General features: G+C 68.3%; 18 protein-coding genes. 5 read left to right on the top strand and 13 right to left on the bottom strand.

The features are described from left to right. Positions 1-17: 17 nt before the first annotated feature. On the bottom strand, positions 18-1,127 hold the full coding sequence (gene rlmN / locus AC0B44_RS03105) for a dual-specificity RNA methyltransferase RlmN (protein WP_471901468.1): 1,110 nt from the start codon (positions 1,125-1,127) through the stop codon (positions 18-20). Between the two features lie 84 nt (positions 1,128-1,211). Between rlmN and AC0B44_RS03100 the strand changes: the two genes are divergently transcribed. Beyond that, complete coding sequence (locus AC0B44_RS03100; RefSeq protein ID WP_471901467.1) at positions 1,212-2,042, top strand: HpcH/HpaI aldolase/citrate lyase family protein; 831 nt, start codon at positions 1,212-1,214, stop codon at positions 2,040-2,042. A gap of 20 nt (positions 2,043-2,062) precedes the next feature. On the opposite strand, the gene AC0B44_RS03095 is transcribed toward AC0B44_RS03100, so the two are convergent. The 6 genes from AC0B44_RS03095 to rpsB form a co-directional block, all read right to left on the bottom strand. Then, positions 2,063-2,794: a class I SAM-dependent methyltransferase gene (locus AC0B44_RS03095; protein ID WP_471901466.1), complete on the bottom strand. Its 732-nt coding sequence runs from the start codon at positions 2,792-2,794 to the stop codon at positions 2,063-2,065. Continuing rightward, on the bottom strand, positions 2,794-3,726 hold the full coding sequence (locus AC0B44_RS03090; protein WP_471901465.1) for a phosphatidate cytidylyltransferase: 933 nt from the start codon (positions 3,724-3,726) through the stop codon (positions 2,794-2,796). The genes AC0B44_RS03095 and AC0B44_RS03090 overlap by 1 nt, the downstream gene beginning before the upstream one ends. 2 nt (positions 3,727-3,728) lie before the next feature. Beyond that, complete coding sequence (gene frr, locus AC0B44_RS03085; RefSeq protein WP_471901464.1) at positions 3,729-4,286, bottom strand: ribosome recycling factor; 558 nt, start codon at positions 4,284-4,286, stop codon at positions 3,729-3,731. Between the two features lie 28 nt (positions 4,287-4,314). Continuing rightward, positions 4,315-5,049, bottom strand: coding sequence for a UMP kinase (gene pyrH / locus AC0B44_RS03080; RefSeq protein WP_471901463.1), 735 nt, complete (start codon positions 5,047-5,049; stop codon positions 4,315-4,317). 210 nt (positions 5,050-5,259) lie between these two features. Beyond that, positions 5,260-6,084: a translation elongation factor Ts gene (tsf, locus tag AC0B44_RS03075; protein WP_072698617.1), complete on the bottom strand. Its 825-nt coding sequence runs from the start codon at positions 6,082-6,084 to the stop codon at positions 5,260-5,262. 132 nt (positions 6,085-6,216) lie between these two features. Then, positions 6,217-7,086: a 30S ribosomal protein S2 gene (gene rpsB / locus AC0B44_RS03070; protein WP_471901462.1), complete on the bottom strand. Its 870-nt coding sequence runs from the start codon at positions 7,084-7,086 to the stop codon at positions 6,217-6,219. A 303-nt stretch (positions 7,087-7,389) separates the two neighbouring features. Here rpsB and AC0B44_RS03065 point away from each other — a divergent pair, with 303 nt between their 5' ends. Further along, positions 7,390-7,911 (top strand): M23 family metallopeptidase, encoded by a 522-nt coding sequence (locus AC0B44_RS03065; protein ID WP_471901461.1) that lies wholly within the window; start codon positions 7,390-7,392, stop codon positions 7,909-7,911. Between the two features lie 48 nt (positions 7,912-7,959). Here the strand turns inward: AC0B44_RS03065 and AC0B44_RS03060 are convergent, their stop codons facing one another. Together AC0B44_RS03060 and AC0B44_RS03055 are read right to left on the bottom strand one after the other, a co-directional pair. Continuing rightward, complete coding sequence (locus tag AC0B44_RS03060; RefSeq protein WP_471901460.1) at positions 7,960-9,330, bottom strand: MinD/ParA family ATP-binding protein; 1,371 nt, start codon at positions 9,328-9,330, stop codon at positions 7,960-7,962. Between the two features lie 86 nt (positions 9,331-9,416). Then, positions 9,417-10,355, bottom strand: coding sequence for a tyrosine recombinase XerC (locus AC0B44_RS03055; RefSeq protein WP_471901459.1), 939 nt, complete (start codon positions 10,353-10,355; stop codon positions 9,417-9,419). 84 nt (positions 10,356-10,439) lie between these two features. Between AC0B44_RS03055 and AC0B44_RS03050 the strand changes: the two genes are divergently transcribed. After that, positions 10,440-11,627, top strand: coding sequence for a multidrug effflux MFS transporter (locus AC0B44_RS03050; RefSeq protein ID WP_471901732.1), 1,188 nt, complete (start codon positions 10,440-10,442; stop codon positions 11,625-11,627). Between the two features lie 81 nt (positions 11,628-11,708). Here the strand turns inward: AC0B44_RS03050 and AC0B44_RS03045 are convergent, their stop codons facing one another. Next, a complete protein-coding gene (locus AC0B44_RS03045) occupies positions 11,709-12,491 on the bottom strand; it encodes a siderophore-interacting protein (protein ID WP_471901458.1) in 783 nt (260 codons plus the stop codon). Between the two features lie 99 nt (positions 12,492-12,590). On the opposite strand from AC0B44_RS03045, the gene AC0B44_RS03040 reads away from it, so the two are divergent. Then, a complete protein-coding gene (locus AC0B44_RS03040; RefSeq protein ID WP_471901457.1) occupies positions 12,591-12,893 on the top strand; it encodes a DUF6953 family protein in 303 nt (100 codons plus the stop codon). A 185-nt stretch (positions 12,894-13,078) separates the two neighbouring features. Continuing rightward, complete coding sequence (locus tag AC0B44_RS03035) at positions 13,079-14,413, top strand: ClC family H(+)/Cl(-) exchange transporter (protein WP_471901456.1); 1,335 nt, start codon at positions 13,079-13,081, stop codon at positions 14,411-14,413. Between the two features lie 16 nt (positions 14,414-14,429). On the opposite strand, the gene dprA is transcribed toward AC0B44_RS03035, so the two are convergent. The 3 genes from dprA to AC0B44_RS03020 are packed head-to-tail and all read right to left on the bottom strand — an operon-like array spanning position 14,430 to position 17,418. Next, complete coding sequence (dprA, locus tag AC0B44_RS03030) at positions 14,430-15,557, bottom strand: DNA-processing protein DprA (RefSeq protein WP_471901455.1); 1,128 nt, start codon at positions 15,555-15,557, stop codon at positions 14,430-14,432. Then, the gene (locus AC0B44_RS03025) at positions 15,554-17,062 is read right to left on the bottom strand and encodes a YifB family Mg chelatase-like AAA ATPase (RefSeq protein ID WP_471901454.1); all 1,509 of its coding nucleotides are present in this window, start codon (positions 17,060-17,062) and stop codon (positions 15,554-15,556) included. The genes dprA and AC0B44_RS03025 overlap by 4 nt, the downstream gene beginning before the upstream one ends. After that, positions 17,062-17,418 (bottom strand): YraN family protein, encoded by a 357-nt coding sequence (locus AC0B44_RS03020; RefSeq protein WP_471901453.1) that lies wholly within the window; start codon positions 17,416-17,418, stop codon positions 17,062-17,064. The genes AC0B44_RS03025 and AC0B44_RS03020 overlap by 1 nt, the downstream gene beginning before the upstream one ends. Between the last annotated feature and the right edge of the window lie 59 nt (positions 17,419-17,477).

The raw sequence follows: 17,477 nt of genomic DNA, 5'->3' as shown, positions 1-17,477 counted from the left end.
CCGGGAACGCCCCGGTATCAGCCCTCGGCGGCGAGCTGTCCGCACGCCGCGGCGATTTCCTGGCCACGGGTGTCACGGACGGTGCACGACACGCCCTGCTCCTGCACACGCCGCACGAACTCGCGCTCGACATGCTTGGGGCTGGCGTCCCACTCACTACCCGGTGTCGGATTGAGGGGAATCAGATTGACGTGCACCAGAGCACCGAGCGCCTTGTGCAGCTTCTTGCCCAGCAGGTCGGCGCGCCACGGCTGGTCGTTCACGTCGCGGATCAACGCGTACTCGATGGAGACCCGGCGCCCGGTCTTGTCGGCGTAGTACCGCGCGGCGTCGAGCACCTCCTTCACCGACCAGCGATTGTTCACGGGCACGAGGGTGTCGCGCAGTTCGTCGTCGGGGGTGTGCAGCGACACCGCGAGGGTCACGCTCAACCCTTCGTCGGCGAGCTTGCGGATCGCCGGTGCCAGTCCGACCGTCGAGACGGTCACCGACCGTTGCGACAAGCCGAGGCCGTCGGGTGCCGGTGAGGTGATGCGGCGTACCGCGGCGACGACGCGCTTGTAGTTGGCGAGGGGTTCGCCCATTCCCATGAACACGACGTTCGACAGCCGTCCCGGTCCGCCCGCAACTTCACCGTCGCGCAACGCGGCGGCGGCGGCACGCACCTGGTCGACGATCTCCGCCGTCGTCAGGTTGCGGTCGAGACCGCCCTGGCCGGTCGCGCAGAAGGGGCACGCCATGCCGCATCCGGCCTGGCTCGAGATGCAGAGTGTCGCGCGGTCGGGGTAGCGCATGAGCACACTTTCGAGGAGTGTGCCGTCGTGGGCGCGCCACAGGGTCTTTCGGGTCTCACCCTTGTCGCAGGCGATGTGCTTGACCGCGGTGAGCAGCGGCGGGAACAGAGCCGTCCCCACCGTGTCCCGCACCGTCGCCGGCAGGTCGGTCATCTTGGCCGGGTCCGCCTCGAGTCGCCCGTAGTACTGGCGAGCGAGTTGGTCGGCGCGGAACGCCGGCAGACCCAGCTCACGCACCGCCTCGCGTCGCTGCTCGGAGTCGAGGTCGGCGAGGTGGCGCGGCGGCATGCCGCGCTTGGGTGCGTCGAATACCAGGGGCAGAGGAGAAGCCATAATGATCCATTGTTCCACGCTTCGGAACCGGCCGGGCTCGGCGTTGCTGTGATGCTCGCCTACCTGCGGGGGGACGATGGCTGTATGTCCACCAGCATCGCCCCGGAACTCGCCCGATCCTGGCTGCTCGTGCCCGGCGCCGCACCCGAAAAATTCGACGCGGCAGCGGCGTCGCCCGCCGACGCGGTCGTCCTGGATCTCGAAGACGCGGTTCCGGCCGCGAGCAAGGCCGAAGCCCGCGCCGGAGTCGCGCGCTGGATCAGAGACGGCGGCACGGCGTGGGTGCGCATCAACGACACCAGCACCCCGCACTGGGCAGACGACGTCACGGCTCTGAGCGGACTCTCCGGTCTCGCCGGTGTCATGCTCGCGAAAACCGAAAGCGGCCAGCAGGTCGACGCCACCGCCGACGCGATGCCCGAGGGCACCCGGATCCTGGTGCTCATCGAATCGGCGACGGGTCTCGAGGCCGCGCCCGAGATCGCCCGGGCGGACGGCACGTTCCGCCTCGTCTTCGGCAGCGGAGACTTCCGGCGCGACACCGGCATGAGCGATTCGGCGCTCGCTCTCGCCTACCCGCGCTCTCGTCTGGTGGTCACCAGTCGTGCCGCGCGCCTGCCCGGGCCCGTCGACGGCCCGTCGCTGGGCGACGACCCGGACGTGCTGCGGCAGGACGCCGAGCACACGCGCTCGATGGGCATGACCGGAAAGCTCTGTATGACGCCCGAGCGGACGTCGTACGTCAACGCGGCGCTCAGTCCCAGCGCCGACGAGGTCGGGTGGGCTCGCCAGGTGATCGACGAACTGGGCGAGGACGGCCACGGTGTGCATGACGGCAGCGACCTGCCCACGTTGGCGAAAGCGAAGAAGATCACCGAACTCGCGAAGGCGTTCCACGTCGGCCTATCGCGCTGAACGGTACGTCGCGGTCCGGCTCAGCATGTTTCGACGCCCGCCGGTTTCCGGCGGATGTGGAGGCGATAGCGAACGGTCAGCGTCGTGCCGGGGGTTTCCCGGATTGCGCGGGCAGCGATGCCGGGTCCGAATTCGATGCGGAGCACGCGCTCGAGCGCGGCGCGGTCCGGAAACGCCCATTCGGTGTCGATGCGCTGCAGATCGAACCCCTGGGCTCGGAAGAAGGCTTCGACGGCAGGAGGGTCGTAGTGCGGTAGGTCGGCGCGCATCCACTCTCCGTACGGATGGGCGGTCGCGTCGAGATCGACGACGGCGAGCGCTCCCCCGGGCCGCAGCACTCGCATCGCTTCGAGAATCCCGGCTCCGCATCCCGGGCCGAAGAAGTACGCGGTGCGGGCGTGCACGAGGTCGGTGGAGCCGTCCAGCAGCGGCAGATTCTCGGCCGACCCGGGCAGAACCCGGACGGTGGTGAGGTCTTCGACGCGGCGCCGCGCGGCGGCCACGAGCGGCGGGTGGGGTTCGATGCCCGTGACGGTGCGGGCGGTACGCGCGAACATCGGGAGGTGATACCCGCTGCCGCAGCCGAGGTCGACGACGTCACGTCCTGCCCAGTCGAACGACTCCCGCAGCGCCGCATACACGGCGCCGCGGGTGTCCTGGGCGCGGTTCTCCTCTTCGTAGACCGCCGGCCAGTGCCAGATGTTGGGGCTCGCGATCACGCCCCCGACCGCGCCTCTGCCGCGGCGTGCCATCAGATGAAGGCGGTGAGAATCAGCCAGGTGACGAATGCGGACGGCAGGATCGAATCCAGCCGGTCCATGATTCCGCCGTGGCCGGGCAGCATGGTGCCCATGTCCTTGATGCCGAGTTCTCGCTTGACCTGGGATTCGATCAGGTCGCCGGCGGTGGCCGTGAATACCAGGACCACGCCGAGGACGGCACCGACCCACCACGGGCCTTCGAGCAGGAACGTGACGGACAGAATTCCGACGGTCACGCAGGCGACCAGGGATCCGCCGAACCCCTCCCAGGACTTCTTGGGGCTGATAGCCGGGGCCATCGTGTGCTTGCCGAACAACACACCGGCCGCGTAGCCACCGATGTCGGACGCCACGCACACCAGCATCAGGCAGAAGACGCGCGCGGCACCCTGATCCTCGAGAACCATCAGTGTCGCGAACGAGGCGAGCAGCGGCAGCCACGCCGCGGTGAACACCGCGACCGCGGTGTCCCGGAGGTAGTTGTGCGGTTGCGCCGCCAAACCACGCTCGAACAGTCGCCACAGCATGATCACCACGACGGTGCCGGCGAAGGCACCGAGCACACCGGTCGTGCCGTACGGCCAGCCCAGCCAGATGATCGCCTGCCCGCCGACCAGCAGCGGTACCCGCGGAACGGAGACGTCGGCCTCGCGCAGGCGCTTGGTGACTTCCCACGTGGCGATCCCGATGGCGGCGGCAACCACCGCGAGCCACGCGGTCGGGGCGAACAGCAGAATCACGATGACAAGACCGCCGAGTCCGGCCCCCACCGCGATCGCGGCAGGGAGATCTCGGCCGGCACGTGAGGCCGGCTTCGCGGGTGCGGTACCGGATGGCGAGTCCGAGACTGCGGGGGTGGTGCCGGAGTCGCCTTCGGCACCGAGTGGAAGCTGCGGGGTGGAAGACCCGTCGGCTCTGCCCACCGTCAGACCTCCATCAACTCGGCTTCCTTGTGCTTGATCAGCTCGTCGATCTGCGCCACGTACTTGGCCGTGGTCTTGTCCAGCTCCTTCTCCGCGCGGTTGACGTCGTCCTCGCCGGCTTCGCCGTCCTTCTGGATGCGACCGAGTTCTTCCATCGCCTTCCGGCGGACGTTGCGCACGGCAACCTTGGCGTCCTCACCCTTCGCCTTCGACTGCTTGACGAGTTCGCGGCGACGTTCCTCGGTGAGCTGCGGGACCGAGATGCGGATGATGTGTCCGTCGTTGCTCGGGTTCACGCCGAGATCGGAGTTGCGGATCGCGGTCTCGATCGCATTCAGCTGCGACTGCTCGTAGGGCTTGACGATCACCATCCGAGCCTCGGGCACGTTGATGCTGGCGATCTGCGTCACCGGCGTGGGTGAGCCGTAGTAGTCGACCACGATGCGGTTGAACATGCCCGGGTTCGCGCGACCGGTGCGGATGCCACCGAGCTCGTCCTTGGCCACCGTGACGGCCTTGTCCATCTTCTCCTCGGCTTCGAAGAGGGCTTCATCGATCACGGCAGTTCCTCCATGTTCCGTTGTCCATTCATGACCGTACGAGCGTTCCGATCTTCTCACCGTTGACGGCCCGGGCGATATTGCCCTTGGTCAGCAGGTTGAAGACCATGATCGGCATGGAGTTGTCCATGCACAGGCTGAAGGCGGTCGCGTCGGCGACCTTGAGGTCCTTCTCGATGACCTCGCGGTGGGTGATCTCCTCGAACATCACCGCGTCGGGAACCAAGCGCGGGTCGGCGGAGTAGACGCCGTCGACGGCCTTCGCCATCAGCACGACGTCCGCGCCGATCTCGAGTGCGCGCTGGGCCGCGGTGGTGTCGGTGGAGAAGTACGGCATGCCCATACCCGCGCCGAAGATGACGACGCGGCCCTTCTCCAGGTGCCGGCGGGCACGAAGCGGGAGATACGGCTCGGCGACCTGGCCCATCGTGATCGCCGTCTGCACGCGGGTGTCGATACCCTGCTTCTCCAGGAAGTCTTGGAGGGCAAGGGAATTCATGACCGTGCCGAGCATGCCCATGTAGTCCGAACGTGCACGCTCGAGACCGCGCTGTTGCAGTTCCGCGCCGCGGAAGAAGTTTCCGCCGCCGATCACCACGGCAACTTCCACTCCGCTGCGGACGACCTCGGCGATCTGCTCTGCCACCGTGGTCACGACGTCGGGATCCAGCCCCACCTTGCCGGTGCCGCCGCCGAACATCTCGCCGCCGAGCTTGAGGAGCACCCGGCGGAAACCGGGCCGTTCGTGGGCGTGTTCGGACATGACTCTCCTCTGGTTGCACATGAATCGGCCCTTTCATCCTGCCTCATCGACCCGGTGGAACCGAGACCGGGCGCGAGACGACACGCCTTGTTGGGACCATTCGCGCGGCGGTGGACCGTGCACGCGATGGCGGCGCGCATGCGTACGGGGGTGTCCCGACATGCCTCGACCCCGCCGGCAGGAAGCCGGCGGGGTCGAGAAACGCACGTTCTAGCTGGCGCCGACCTCGAACCGCACGAAGCGGACGACGGTGGCTCCGGCCTCGTCGAGGATCGCCTTGACGGTCTTCTTCGAGTCGGTCACGGAAGCCTGCTCGGTGAGCACGACATCCTTGAAGTAGCCGTTGACGCGGCCTTCGACGATCTTCGGGAGCGCAGCCTCGGGCTTGCCCTCGGCCTTTGCGGTCTCCTCGGCGATACGACGCTCGTTGGCGACGATGTCCTCGGGGACCTCGTCACGGGTGACGTACTTGGCCTTGAGCGCAGCGATCTGCATCGCGGCGGCACGCGCAGCCTCGGCGGCAGCGTCGCCCTCACCGGTGTACTCGACGAGCACGCCGACCGACGGCGGCAGGTCCGACGCACGCTTGTGCAGGTAGACGGACGTCTGGCCGTCGAACGAAGCGACGCGGCGAAGCTCGAGCTTCTCGCCGATCTTCGCGGACATCTCCTGGACCAGCGCGTCGACCGTCTTGCCGTCGATCTCGACGGCCTTGAGGGCGTCGACGTCGGCGGGACGCGCCTGCGCGGCCGCGGTGACGATCGTGTCGGCGAGAGCCTTGAACTCGTCGTTCTTGGCGACGAAGTCGGTCTCGGAGTTCAGCTCGACGAGCACGCCGTCCTTGGACACGACCAGGCCCTCGGCGGTGGAGCGCTCGGCGCGCTTGCCCACGTCCTTGGCACCCTTGATGCGCAGCTGCTCGACGGCCTTGTCGAAGTCGCCGTCGTTGTCGGCGAGAGCGTTCTTGCAGTCCAGCATTCCGGAGCCGGTGAGCTCACGGAGACGCTTGACGTCGGCGGCGGTGTAGTTCGCCATGGAAGCGAGCCTCCTGTGTCTGTGGTGGAAAGTCTCGGAGTGCGGGCGACGCGGCAGTTTCCCGGTCCGCCCGCGAACAGACGGCCCCGACCATGGATCTTGCGATCTACCGGTCGGGGCCGTCCATCGGTATCAGGCCTCGGGCGTTGCGTCCGCGGCAGGAGCCTCGGCAGCGGGAGCCTCGGCGGCGGGCGCCTCAGCGGCCGGAGCCTCGGTCTCGGCAGCCGGGGTGGCCTGCGAGAGCAGTTCCTGCTCCCACTCGGCGAGCGGCTCTGCGCCGGCCTCGGGCTTGGCGTCGGCGTCGGTGTTCTTACCGGCGCGCGCCTGGAGTCCCTCGGCGACGGCGGAGGCGACGACCTTGGTCAGGAGCGCAGCCGAACGGATCGCGTCGTCGTTACCCGGGATCGGGTAGTCGACGAGGTCGGGATCGCAGTTCGTATCCAGGATCGCGATGACCGGGATGTTGAGCTTGCGAGCCTCACCGACGGCGATGTGCTCCTTGTTGGTGTCGACGACCCACACGGCCGACGGAACCTTCGCCATGTCGCGGATACCACCGAGGGTGCGATCCAGCTTGTTCATCTCACGCGTGAGCATGAGGATTTCCTTCTTGGTGCGACCCTCGAAGCCACCGGTCTGCTCCATCGCCTCCAGTTCCTTCAGGCGCTGCAGGCGCTTGTGAACGGTGGAGAAGTTGGTGAGCATGCCGCCGAGCCAGCGCTGGTTCACGTACGGCATGCCGACGCGAGTGGCCTCTTCGGCGATGGATTCCTGCGCCTGCTTCTTGGTGCCGACGAACAGGATCGTGCCACCGTGGGCGACGGTCTCCTTGACGAATTCGTACGCCTTGTCGATGTACGTCAGCGTCTGCTGCAAGTCGATGATGTAGATGCCGTTGCGGTCGGTGAAGATGAACCGCTTCATCTTCGGGTTCCAGCGACGAGTCTGGTGACCGAAGTGGGCGCCGCTGTCGAGCAGCTGCCTCATGGTTACGACAGCCATGGCTGTTGTCTCTCTTTCGTGTCGGTTGACGCGGGCGATCTTGCGATCCCCGCCCTGGCGTCCGCATGCCCGTCGAACCCTTACGGGACCGAACGACGGCCATCAGGTGCACACCGAACGAACGGGTGACACCATGCGCGGACGCGCGAAGTCGATCTGCGAACACAGACCGCCCGACAAGTGTACGTGTCGAGGTGCCCGATCACTAAACCGGCACGTGTCCCTGTGGAGCGATGGGCAATTTCTCCACACCCTCCGAACCGGCCCTGTCACCTCACCCGCGTCGCGCGGCACCCTTCGTCCATGAGTATTGCCGCAGCCCGCCGGATCGTGTGCCTCGTGGTGCTCACACTCCTGACGGCGGTGGGCACCGGCGCTGCCGCTCCTCACGACATGGACACACTGCCCGCCGACCGGCTGTTCGGCTGGCCCCTCGATCCGCGGCCGGCCGTCACCCGCGCCTTCGATCCGCCCGACCGGAACTGGTTGCCCGGCCACCGCGGGGTCGACCTGACCGCCGCACCCGGACAGACGGTGCGCTCCGCCGGGGACGGCATCGTGGTCTTCGCGGGCACGGTCGCGGGGAAGCCGGTGGTGTCCGTCGACCATCCCGGAGGTCTGCGCACCACCTACGAACCCGTCGTCGCCGCGGTCGAGGCCGGGCGGCGGGTCGGGCGCGGCGATCCGATCGGCACCGTCGAAGCCGGTCACGAAGGGTGCGCGTCGGCTGCGTGCCTGCACTGGGGCCTGAGGCGCGATCGCGACGACTATCTCGACCCTCTCCCCCTGGTGGACCGTCCGGTGATCCGGCTCCACCCGGTGTGACCGCACCCGTCCCGCAGATTCCTGTCGATGGAACTCCGCAGCGCTCGGTCAACCGCGCCCGGCGTGCCGGCCGGACAGTGGCGGGAAGTCGTCGGCCACGATCGCGGCCAGTTCGACGAACGCGCGTCGTGTAGCGGGCCGCAAGCGCTCGAGGTCGATCTCCGCCCCCTCTGCCAGATGCTCGTCGAAGGGCAGCACGTGCACCGCCCGGCAACGCGCCAGAAAGTGCCGTGTCAGCGCCTCCAGGTCGATCGCCGACGTGCCCGGACGCGGGGCGCTGACCACCACCACCGTGCGCTCTACGAGGTCGTCGTAGCCGTGGGCCTGCAACCAGTCGAGGGTCGCTGCGGCGCTGCGCGCACCGTCTAGCGCAGGCGACCCCACCAGCACGAGCGCGTTCGCCAGATCCAGCACCCCGCGCATGGCCGAATGCATGATGCCGGTACCGCAGTCGGTGAGGATGATGTTGTAGAAGACCTGCAGGATCCCGACCACCGCGCGGTAGTCGTCCTCGCTGAACGCCTCCGAGACCGCGGGGTCGCGCTCGCCGGCGAGGACTTCGAGTCGGCTCGGTGCCTGGGACGTGTGTGCTCGAACATCGGAATAGCGCCGGATCGTCGGTGCGGCCGCAAGCAGGTCCCGGACGGTCGCGCCGGTCTGCTGCGGAATCCGCTGCGAGAGCGTGCCGAAGTCCGGATTCGCATCGACCGCCACCACACAGTCACCCCGCAACGAGGCGAACGTCGACCCGAGACCGACGGTCGTGGTCGTCTTGCCCACCCCGCCCTTGAGGGAGAGCACCGCGATCCGGTAATCCCCCGAGATCGGCTGCCGGATACGCGCGACCAGGTCGTCGTAGCGGTTACCGCCCGCCGAGTCGCCCGGATCGAGAAGCCCTTTCGCGAAGCGCTGCACGCCCCGGCGCCACCCCACCGACGCGGAACGGCGTGATCGCCGGACGAGAACATCCGAGGACAGGTCGACGGTGGACGGTTGGTGATCGTGAAACGGTGACGGGATCGACTCGGCCTCGGGTGCGCCGCCGTCGTCGTGCGGTGTCCACGGCTCTTCGACCACCGGGTCCGGAGTCTTTTCCTCGACGACCTGTGGGTCCGGATCGGCGGCAGCCGGGGTGTCCTCGGACGGCGACTCCGCACTCGGGGCCGGCGCGTCGACGGATGGGACAGATTCGGTCGGCGAGGGTGACGGCAGCCCGAAGGGAACCGACGCGACCGGCGTGTCGGGGAGAGTGGCTGTGGGACGCGGGATTTCGATGCGGTCGGCGGTCGGAACCGGGTCGGCTTCCGGCGGCCTGGCCACCCTGCGCGCTGCCTTGCGAGCCGGTGCCGGCTCGAGGTCGGTTCGCGGCTGGTCTTGCAGCCATGCGGGCAGAGCATGGCCCGGTTCGTCGCGTCTCATCTGATCCCCCCGATTCGATGGTGCGGCGCGCACGCTATCAATCCGGGCGGCACCGCGCACGTTCTACACGGGACGCTGCTCGGCGGTCAGGCTCGCGGGTGCGCCTGCTCGTGCACGGCGCGCAGTCTCGCGACGGAGACATGCGTGTAGAGCTGGGTGGTGGCCAGGCTGGAATGCCCGAGCACTTCCTGCACCACCCGCAGATCCGCTCCGCCCTCGAGCAGATGCGTGGCGGCACTGTGCCGCAGTCCGTGCGGCGCGAGGTCGGGCGTTCCGGGCACCGCGGAGACCGCGTCGTGCACCACGGTGCGTACCTGCCGCTGATCTATCCGACCGCCACGTCGACCGAGGAGCAGTGCGTCACCGGACGACGGGGACAACAGGTGGGGCCGCCCGTCGCGGAGCCACGCGTCGAGTGCCTCGGCGGCGGGAGCGCCGTAGGGCACGACTCGCTCCTTGTCGCCTTTGCCGAGCACCCGCAGGACGCGCCGGCTGTCGTCGATGTCCCCGAGGTTCAGCCCGCACAACTCACCGACACGGATTCCCGTCGCATACAGGACCTCCACGATGACCCGGTCGCGCAGGGCCATCGGGTCGAGTTCCCGCGCACCCGACTTCGCGGACTCCATCACCTCGATCGCCTGCTCGCCCTGCAGCACCGGCGGAAGGGTCCGGTGCGGGCGCGCCGACGCGAGTCGCGTCCCCGGATCATGTTCGAGCCGCCCCGTCCGGACCAGCCATGCGGTGAACGAACGCGCCGTCGACGTGCGCCGCGCGATCGTGGTCCGTGCCGCACCCGCGGCGACCTGCCCGGCCAGCCACGACCTCAACGTCTCCAGGTCCAGGTCGCTGATCCGGGCGTCCGGGTGAACGTCTGCCAGGTGGGCGAGGAGCGAACGGACGTCGGCGGAGTACGCGCGGACGGTGTGCGCGGAGCGGTTGTTCTCGAGGGCAAGGTGGTCCGCGAAGTCGTCGAGGTGGATCTCGAGTGTCGCCGGGAGTGCACTCGTGCTGTCGGATCGCATACGCCTACGGTGCGCGGAGTCACTCACCTGCGCAACGAGCCACGCCGTTACAGTTCGTTAGTGAGCAAAACAATCCCGCTGTCGATGCTCTGCGCGCTCGCGCTGCTGTCGGCAATCGCACCGCTTTCCACGGATATGTATCTTCCCGGCCTGCCCGTCATGTCGGAGAGCCTCGGCACGACCACGGTCGGTGTGCAGCTCACGCTGACGACGTTCATGGCCGGTCTCGGTCTGGGTCAGTTGCTGATCGGCCCGCTCTCGGATGGCTGGGGACGACGTCGCCTGCTGATCATCGGCACACTCGTCCTGGTGGCGAGCAGTGCACTCTGCGCGCTCGCACCGACCGTGGAGGTGCTGATCGCCGCGCGTCTGATCCAAGGATTCAGCGGCGGAATCGGAATCGTCCTGGCCCGCGCGGTGATCGCGGACCGCGCGCGGGGCAACGAGGCCGCCAAGCTCTTCAGCATCATGATGATCATCGGCGGAATCGCGCCGGTCGCCGCTCCCCTGCTCGGTGGCGCGCTTCTCGGTCCGATCGGGTGGCGCGGCATCTTCTGGGTCCTCACCGCACTGGCCGTGGCCATGACCGTCGCGGTGCTCGTCTTCGTCCCAGAGACACTGCCGCCGGAGAAACGGCACGGCGGCGGCTTCTCGGCTCTGGCCGGCAACTTCGGGTACGTCCTGTCGCAGCGGCGATTCGTCGGCTACGCCGCGACCTTCGCCCTGAGTTTCGGTGCGATGTTCTCCTACATCTCGGCGTCACCGTTCGTGACGCAGGAGATCCTCGGACTCAGCCCGGGGCAGTTCTCCCTCGTCTTCGCCGTGAACTCGGTCGGTCTCGTCGGCGGCAACATCGTCAACAGCCGGCTGATCGGACGTTTCCCGACCAGGTCGCTGCTCCGCACCGGCGTCACCACCTTGTTCTGCGGCGGAGCACTTCTCCTGCTGTCGATCCTGGTGGTCGGGTACACGCCGTGGCTGATCCTCCCGCTGATGTTCGTGTGCGTCAGCAGCCTCAGCTTCATCCTCGGCAACGCCACCGCGCTCGCGCAGTCGCAGGTTCCCAAGGCGGCCGGAACGGGTTCCGCGGTGATCGGCGCGTCCCAGTTCGGGCTGGCAGCACTGGTGTCGCCCCTCGTGGGACTCGGCGGCGAAGGCACCGCGGTGCCCATGGCGATCTCGATCCTCGTGTGCGGGGCTCTCGCACTGACCGCGTTCACCGTGCTCACCCGGGAATCGCGCGTCGAGCCCGCCCGCGAGCCTGCGCACTGACACAACGCACCTTTTCGTGACCGAGTGCGGCCCGGTCCCCTTCGTCGGGGAACCGGGCCGCACTGTCGTCGTGGGATGCGCCTACTGCGCTTCGGCGGTCGCCAAGTCCTGCTTCCAGGTACGGAAACCTTCCTCCGTACGGCCACGACGCCAGTATCCGGAGATCGAGGCGCGGGCCGCACTCACCCCGCGTTCCTTCCTCAGGTACGGACGGAGGTGCTTCATCACCGTTTCCGCCTCGCCGTGCACGAACACGTGGACGTCGCCGCCGGGCCACGGAAGCGACTTCACCGCGGCGACGAGCGGCGCATTGCCGTCGATCAGGTCGGCCGGAGCCTCACCTGCGGCGACGCCCCGATGCACCCAATGCACCTCGACACCTGCCGGCGCGGCGAGCAGCAGTTCGTCGGACGCACCCGCGACCTCGACGAAGACTGCTCCCCGAGCGTCCTCGGGCAACGACTCGAGTGCCGCCGCGATCGCCGGGAGCGCCGTCTCGTCGCCCGCGAGCAGGTGGAAGTCGGCTGCGGGATCCGGCCGGTATCCGCCACCCGGTCCCCGTACGACGACGTCCGTGCCGGGTTGCACGGTGCGCGCCCACGGTCCGGCGACGCCTTCGTCGCCGTGCACGACGAAGTCGATCCAGATCTCGCGCGCAGCGGGGTCGACCCGGCGCACCGTGTAGGTCCGGACCACCGTTTCCTCCCCCGCGGGAAGTTCGATCTTGACGTAGCTGTCGGTGTCGGCACGCGCGGCGAAGTCGCCGAAACCGTCGCCGCCGAGCACGACCCGGACGAAGTGCTCGGCGACGATCTCCGTGCGCAACACGGTGAAGGTCGTCGATGAGGGGGAATTCCGGGCCACTGCGCCTCCTGGTAAGGGTTACCTATTCCGGCGCCACCGTACTCGGCGCAGCGGTCCGGCGGCTACGTCACCCTCCGCTACGCTCTAGGCTCGATACCCATGAGCACCACCGCGACCGAGATCGCCACCTGGATGACCGACATCATCACCACCGAACAGAAGGTCACCCAGACCGACATGGTCGACGCCATCGAGGCGAAGTTCGGCCCCGAGTGGACGTACGTCAACGACAACGGTCACGTGTCGATCGACCGCGCCGTCCTCCGGGAGTTCCGCAAAGCCCACAAAGGCGGCGTGAAGTGGGACCGGGAGGGTCGCGCCTGGTACGTGGACGAGTCGACCCCCGAATCCGAGAGCTCCGCAGCCGAGGGTGACTCGGCAGCCGAGGCAACAGAAGACTGACAGCGATCCCCCTACTCCAGGGACGGGGCAGCGGCCGAAACGCCCGAACGACAACGAACGGCAGACTCCGGTAGCCATACTGCCGAGGTGGATCCTTCTCGATCACCTGCGTTCGATGCGGTCGCGGGGACGCCACCACGGCGCGGCCGACGGTCGTAGCCACCACCCCCGGCCCTGGAGAACGCATGGCGGATTCACGCGACGGAACGGACGAGCCGTCCATATCCGCACGCGAACTCGCGGTGATCTGCCTCGTCGCTGCGGTTGCCGGCGCTCTCATCGGTTTCGTCGGAGGAGCGTTCCGATGGTGTCTGGAAAGAGCCGACGCAGCCCGGATCGATCTTCTGAGCTGGGCGCACGAGTTGCCCGGGCCGGGATGGCTCATCCCGATGGGAGTCACGGCCGTCTGTGCCACGGTCGCCGCGTTGATAGTCCGCTGGGTGCCGTTCGCGTCCGGAAGCGGTATTCAGCACGTCGAGGCAGTCGCCCGAGGGGAGGTCGACCCACCGCAATTCCGGATATTGCCTGCAACGTTGGTGGGCGGTCTGTTTTCCATCGGGTCGGGTCTCGTGCTCGGCCGTGAAGGCCCCATCGTGCACATGGGAGCCGTCGCGGGTGCCGAGACTGCTCGCCGCGCGGGCATGGACGACGATCACCAGCGACTCCTGCAGACATCGGTGTCCGGAGCGGGACTGGCGGTGGCATTCAATGCGCCGATCGGTGGGGCGCTGTTCGTCTTCGAGGAAGTCCTGCACTCGTTCCGGCTCCGGACCGTGGTGCCCGTTCTGGTGTCTGTCGCCGTGGGAGTCGCGTGCTCGCGGCTGATCGTCGGGGATGCGCCCGACTTCTCGGTCGGGCCCGTCGATCCGCCCTCGATCACCCTGCTCCCGGTGTTCGTCGTATTCGGTCTCCTCACCGGAGTTCTCGGCGCTGCCTACAACCGTGCGGTGATGGGATCCCTCGACGTCGCAGATGCTCTCCGCTCGGTCCCTCCGTTGGTGAAGGCCGCTGCGATCGGCGGCGCCATCGGCCTGTTGTCCGCAGCCTCGCCGCCCGCCACCGGGGGCGGCGACTCCCTGGTTCAACACGTGCTCTCGGGTGGCGCGCTCGCGATTCCCCTCGTCGCGCTGTACGCCGCGTTGCGGTTCGCCACCGGACCGGTCTCGTATGCAGCAGGAACTCCCGGTGGTCTGTTCGCCCCGCTCCTCGCCCTCGGTGCTCTGTGGGGCGTGCTGTACGCAGGGATCTGCCACGCCATCGTGCCCGGAATCGATTCCTCCGTTGCGGTTCCCATGGCAATCGTGGGAATGGCCTCGCTGTTCAGTGCCGCAGTGCGGGCGCCCATCACGGGGGCGGTCCTCGTCATGGAGATGACAGCGACAACCAGTGTCGCCGTCCCGATGCTCGTCGGGGTCGGCGGGGCGTTCGCCATAGCACAGTTGATGGGATCGCCACCGATCTACGACAGTCTCCGCGAACGCATGCTCGAGCAGTTGGCACACCGCCCACGCGAAAACTGACCCGCGCCGGTGAGATTCACGCACGCCGCCACCCACCGTCCGCCGGCACCACGAACCCGTCCAGTTCCAGCAGCGTCAACGCCGCACGAACCTGCTCGACCGGCAAACCCGCCGACTCCGCCAAAACCGACGGCGTGCAGGGTTCGGTTGCCGGAAACGCCTCGTACACAAGAGAACTCTCCCGCGACAGACCGTCGAGATCGCGGCGGAACAACGCATCACGTCCGTCGTCACGCCCGAGCATCGGACCGCATTCCTCGACGATCTCGTGCGCACTGCCCACCAGGCGCGCCTCACCCTCCCGAATCATCCGGTGACACCCCTGCGACGACGCGGAGGTCACCGGTCCGGGCACCGCCATCACCGGCTTACCGAGCCGTCGGGCCCACGTGGCCGTATTGCGGGCGCCGCTGCGCCATCCCGCTTCCACCACGACCGTGCCCGCCGACAACGCCGCAATCAGGCGATTGCGCGCCAGGAATCGGTACCGGGCAGGCGTAGTGCCCGTGGGGTACTCGCTCACAACCAGGCCCGTTTCCGAGACCGATCGCAGCAGCGCGGAATGCGCGGCGGGATAAGCCCGGTCGACGCCGCACGCAAGGACGGCCAGCGTCGGCCCCCCGACCCCCAGCGCCGCCCGATGCGCTGCAGCATCGACCCCGAACGCAGCACCCGACACCACGGTCCACCCGTCGACAGCGAGATCCCCGGCGATCTCCGTCGTCACGTGCTCGCCGTACCCACTCGCCGCGCGTGTACCGACGATGCCCACGGACCGGTCGGTCAGTTCGTCGATCCTTCGCTCACCCCACACCCAGAGCGCGAGAGGCGGTGCATCCGCATCGGAGGTGGTCGTCAGGCATTCGAAGCTGTGCAATTGCCACGCCGGCCACTCCGCATCGTCAGGGGTGACCAGACGCCCACCTGCGCGCTCGAGGCGCTCGAGATCCGCCGCCGCAGTATCTAGGTGGGCTCGCGCCGCAAACCGCGACGACAGCCCGCCGGGGAGGACACCGCGCCTGACGGACGCGGCCACGTCGACGACACCGCGTTCCCGGATCGCCGCGGACAACGACCGGGAGGCTCCCTGCGCCACGGTGGACAGATACGCCCACGCAAGGCGTCTCTCGTCCGCGGCGGTCACACCAGTCCCCTGTCGCGGAACTGCAGCGCCGTCGCGACGTGCACCTCCGACGGTGTGGTCGCCCCAGCGAGATCGGCGAGCGACCATGCGACGCGCAACGCCCTGTCTGCGCCTCTCGCGGTGATCGCACCTTTTCGCAGCGCTCGTTCGACGGGCCGCAACGCCGCCGGTGGGAGCCGGAACTTCTGCCGCAGAGCAGGTCCGGGGACCTCGGCGTTGGTCGACCAGCCGAACTCCGCCCATCGTTGACGTGCAGCATCGCGCGCATTCGCGACCCGCGCGCGGACCTCGTCGGTGCTTTCTCCCGTCTCGTCCATCAACGCGCTCGTCGCGACGGATTCCATGCGGATGCGCAGATCGACGCGGTCGAGCAACGGGCCCGAGAGGCGTCCGAGGTATCGGCGCCGCGCCGTGGGTGTACACACGCAGTCGGCGTCGCGCGCTGGGGCACACGGACACGGATTCGCGGCGAGGACTAGTTGGAATCGTGCCGGGTATCGTGCCACGCCGTCACGCCGCGCGATCCGGACTTCGCCGTCTTCGAGGGGCGTTCGCAGCGCTTCGAGTGTCTTCGTGCCCATCTCGGCGACTTCGTCGAGGAACAGTATTCCGCGGTGCGCCCGGCTGACTGCTCCGGGCTTCGCCATTCCGGTGCCACCACCGATCAGCGAACTCACCGACGCCGTGTGGTGCGGGGCGATGAAGGGCGGTTCGGTGACGAGAGGACGATCGGCGGTCAGCGTGCCGGCGACCGAATGGATCGCGGTCACCTCGAGCGCGTGCTGCTCGGTGAGGCCCGGCAGAATCCCCGGAAGCCTCTGCGCGAGCATTGTTTTCCCGATACCCGGAGGACCGGTGAGCATGATGTGGTGCGCACCCGCAGCGGCGACTTCGAGCGCGCGACGTGCTTCGTACTGCCCGACGACCTCACTCAGATCTCCGCGGGCCGCTCGAGCAGGCGTGCTGCGCTCGCCGGGGCGTTCGAGGGGTCCGTCGCCCTGGAGCCAGCGCACGAGGTCGGCGAGGGTATCGGCACCGTAGACCTCGATTCCCTCCACCAGCGCGGCTTCGATCATCGTCGCGGTGGGCACCACAACCCGGCGCCACCCGTGGTTCACCGCGGTCACCACCGCCGGTAGCACTCCCCGGATGGGACGCAGCCTGCCGTCGAGTGCGAGTTCGCCCAGCAGGATGGTTTTTTCGAGCGCGGCCAGAGGGACGACGTCGGCGGCGTTGAGCACCGCGCACGCCAGTCCCGCGTCGTAGACACTGCCGACCTTCGGCAAGGTCGCGGGCGACAACGCCAGCACGACCTTCGAATCCGGCCACTTGGCGCCCGAGTTGGACACCGCAGCCCGAACCCGGTCGCGCGACTCCTGGAGCGCGGTGTCGGGCAGACCCACCATGGTCACGCCCGGCAGTCCCCGGCCGATGTCGGCCTCGATCTCCACGACCTGCCCGTCGACACCCGAGACGGCCACCGACCATGCTCGTCCCAGCGCCATCACAGCACCTGCCGCAGATGGGTGACCACAGGCGCGTGACCGCGTCGCAGCAACACCGTCACCACATCGACCCGAATGTGCGACCAGCGCCGGGTCTGCGCCGCCAGCCACATGCCGGCAAGACGCCGGATGCGTTCGGCTTTACGGTGGGTGACAGCTTCGGCAGGAGTCCCGTAGCCGAGCCCCGAGCGGGTCTTGACCTCCACGAACACGAGAACCGCGCCGTCCTGAGCGATCAGGTCGAGTTCTCCGTACCGATTCCGCCAATTGCGTTCGAGGACCACCATTCCGGTGGACTCGAGGAATTCGGCGGCGAGGTCTTCCCCGCGTATCCCCAGATCCTGATTGCGTCCCATGCCCACTCCTCCCCCTGCGTGCACCTACTGTGCAGCGGGGCAGGCACCGGACGAGCGCA

It is taken from the genome of Rhodococcus sp. NPDC019050, from assembly GCF_055664235.1.
The sequence above is the reverse complement of the archived record's forward strand: the minus strand, read 5'-3'. Positions and strand labels throughout refer to the sequence as shown.

Excerpts from the sequence above, each read along its gene's own strand:
- rlmN (WP_471901468.1), bottom strand. The coding sequence starts at position 1,127 with ATGGCTTCTCCTCTGCCCCTGGTATTCGACGCACCCAAGCGCGGCATG.
- AC0B44_RS03100 (WP_471901467.1), top strand. The coding sequence starts at position 1,212 with ATGTCCACCAGCATCGCCCCGGAACTCGCCCGATCCTGGCTGCTCGTG.
- AC0B44_RS03095 (WP_471901466.1), bottom strand. The coding sequence starts at position 2,794 with ATGGCACGCCGCGGCAGAGGCGCGGTCGGGGGCGTGATCGCGAGCCCC.
- pyrH (WP_471901463.1), bottom strand. The coding sequence starts at position 5,049 with ATGTCCGAACACGCCCACGAACGGCCCGGTTTCCGCCGGGTGCTCCTC.
- tsf (WP_072698617.1), bottom strand. The coding sequence starts at position 6,084 with ATGGCGAACTACACCGCCGCCGACGTCAAGCGTCTCCGTGAGCTCACC.
- rpsB (WP_471901462.1), bottom strand. The coding sequence starts at position 7,086 with ATGGCTGTCGTAACCATGAGGCAGCTGCTCGACAGCGGCGCCCACTTC.
- AC0B44_RS03065 (WP_471901461.1), top strand. The coding sequence starts at position 7,390 with ATGAGTATTGCCGCAGCCCGCCGGATCGTGTGCCTCGTGGTGCTCACA.
- AC0B44_RS03060 (WP_471901460.1), bottom strand. The coding sequence starts at position 9,330 with ATGAGACGCGACGAACCGGGCCATGCTCTGCCCGCATGGCTGCAAGAC.
- AC0B44_RS03055 (WP_471901459.1), bottom strand. The coding sequence starts at position 10,355 with ATGCGATCCGACAGCACGAGTGCACTCCCGGCGACACTCGAGATCCAC.
- AC0B44_RS03050 (WP_471901732.1), top strand. The coding sequence starts at position 10,440 with ATGCTCTGCGCGCTCGCGCTGCTGTCGGCAATCGCACCGCTTTCCACG.
- AC0B44_RS03040 (WP_471901457.1), top strand. The coding sequence starts at position 12,591 with ATGAGCACCACCGCGACCGAGATCGCCACCTGGATGACCGACATCATC.
- AC0B44_RS03035 (WP_471901456.1), top strand. The coding sequence starts at position 13,079 with ATGGCGGATTCACGCGACGGAACGGACGAGCCGTCCATATCCGCACGC.
- AC0B44_RS03025 (WP_471901454.1), bottom strand. The coding sequence starts at position 17,062 with ATGGCGCTGGGACGAGCATGGTCGGTGGCCGTCTCGGGTGTCGACGGG.
- AC0B44_RS03020 (WP_471901453.1), bottom strand. The coding sequence starts at position 17,418 with ATGGGACGCAATCAGGATCTGGGGATACGCGGGGAAGACCTCGCCGCC.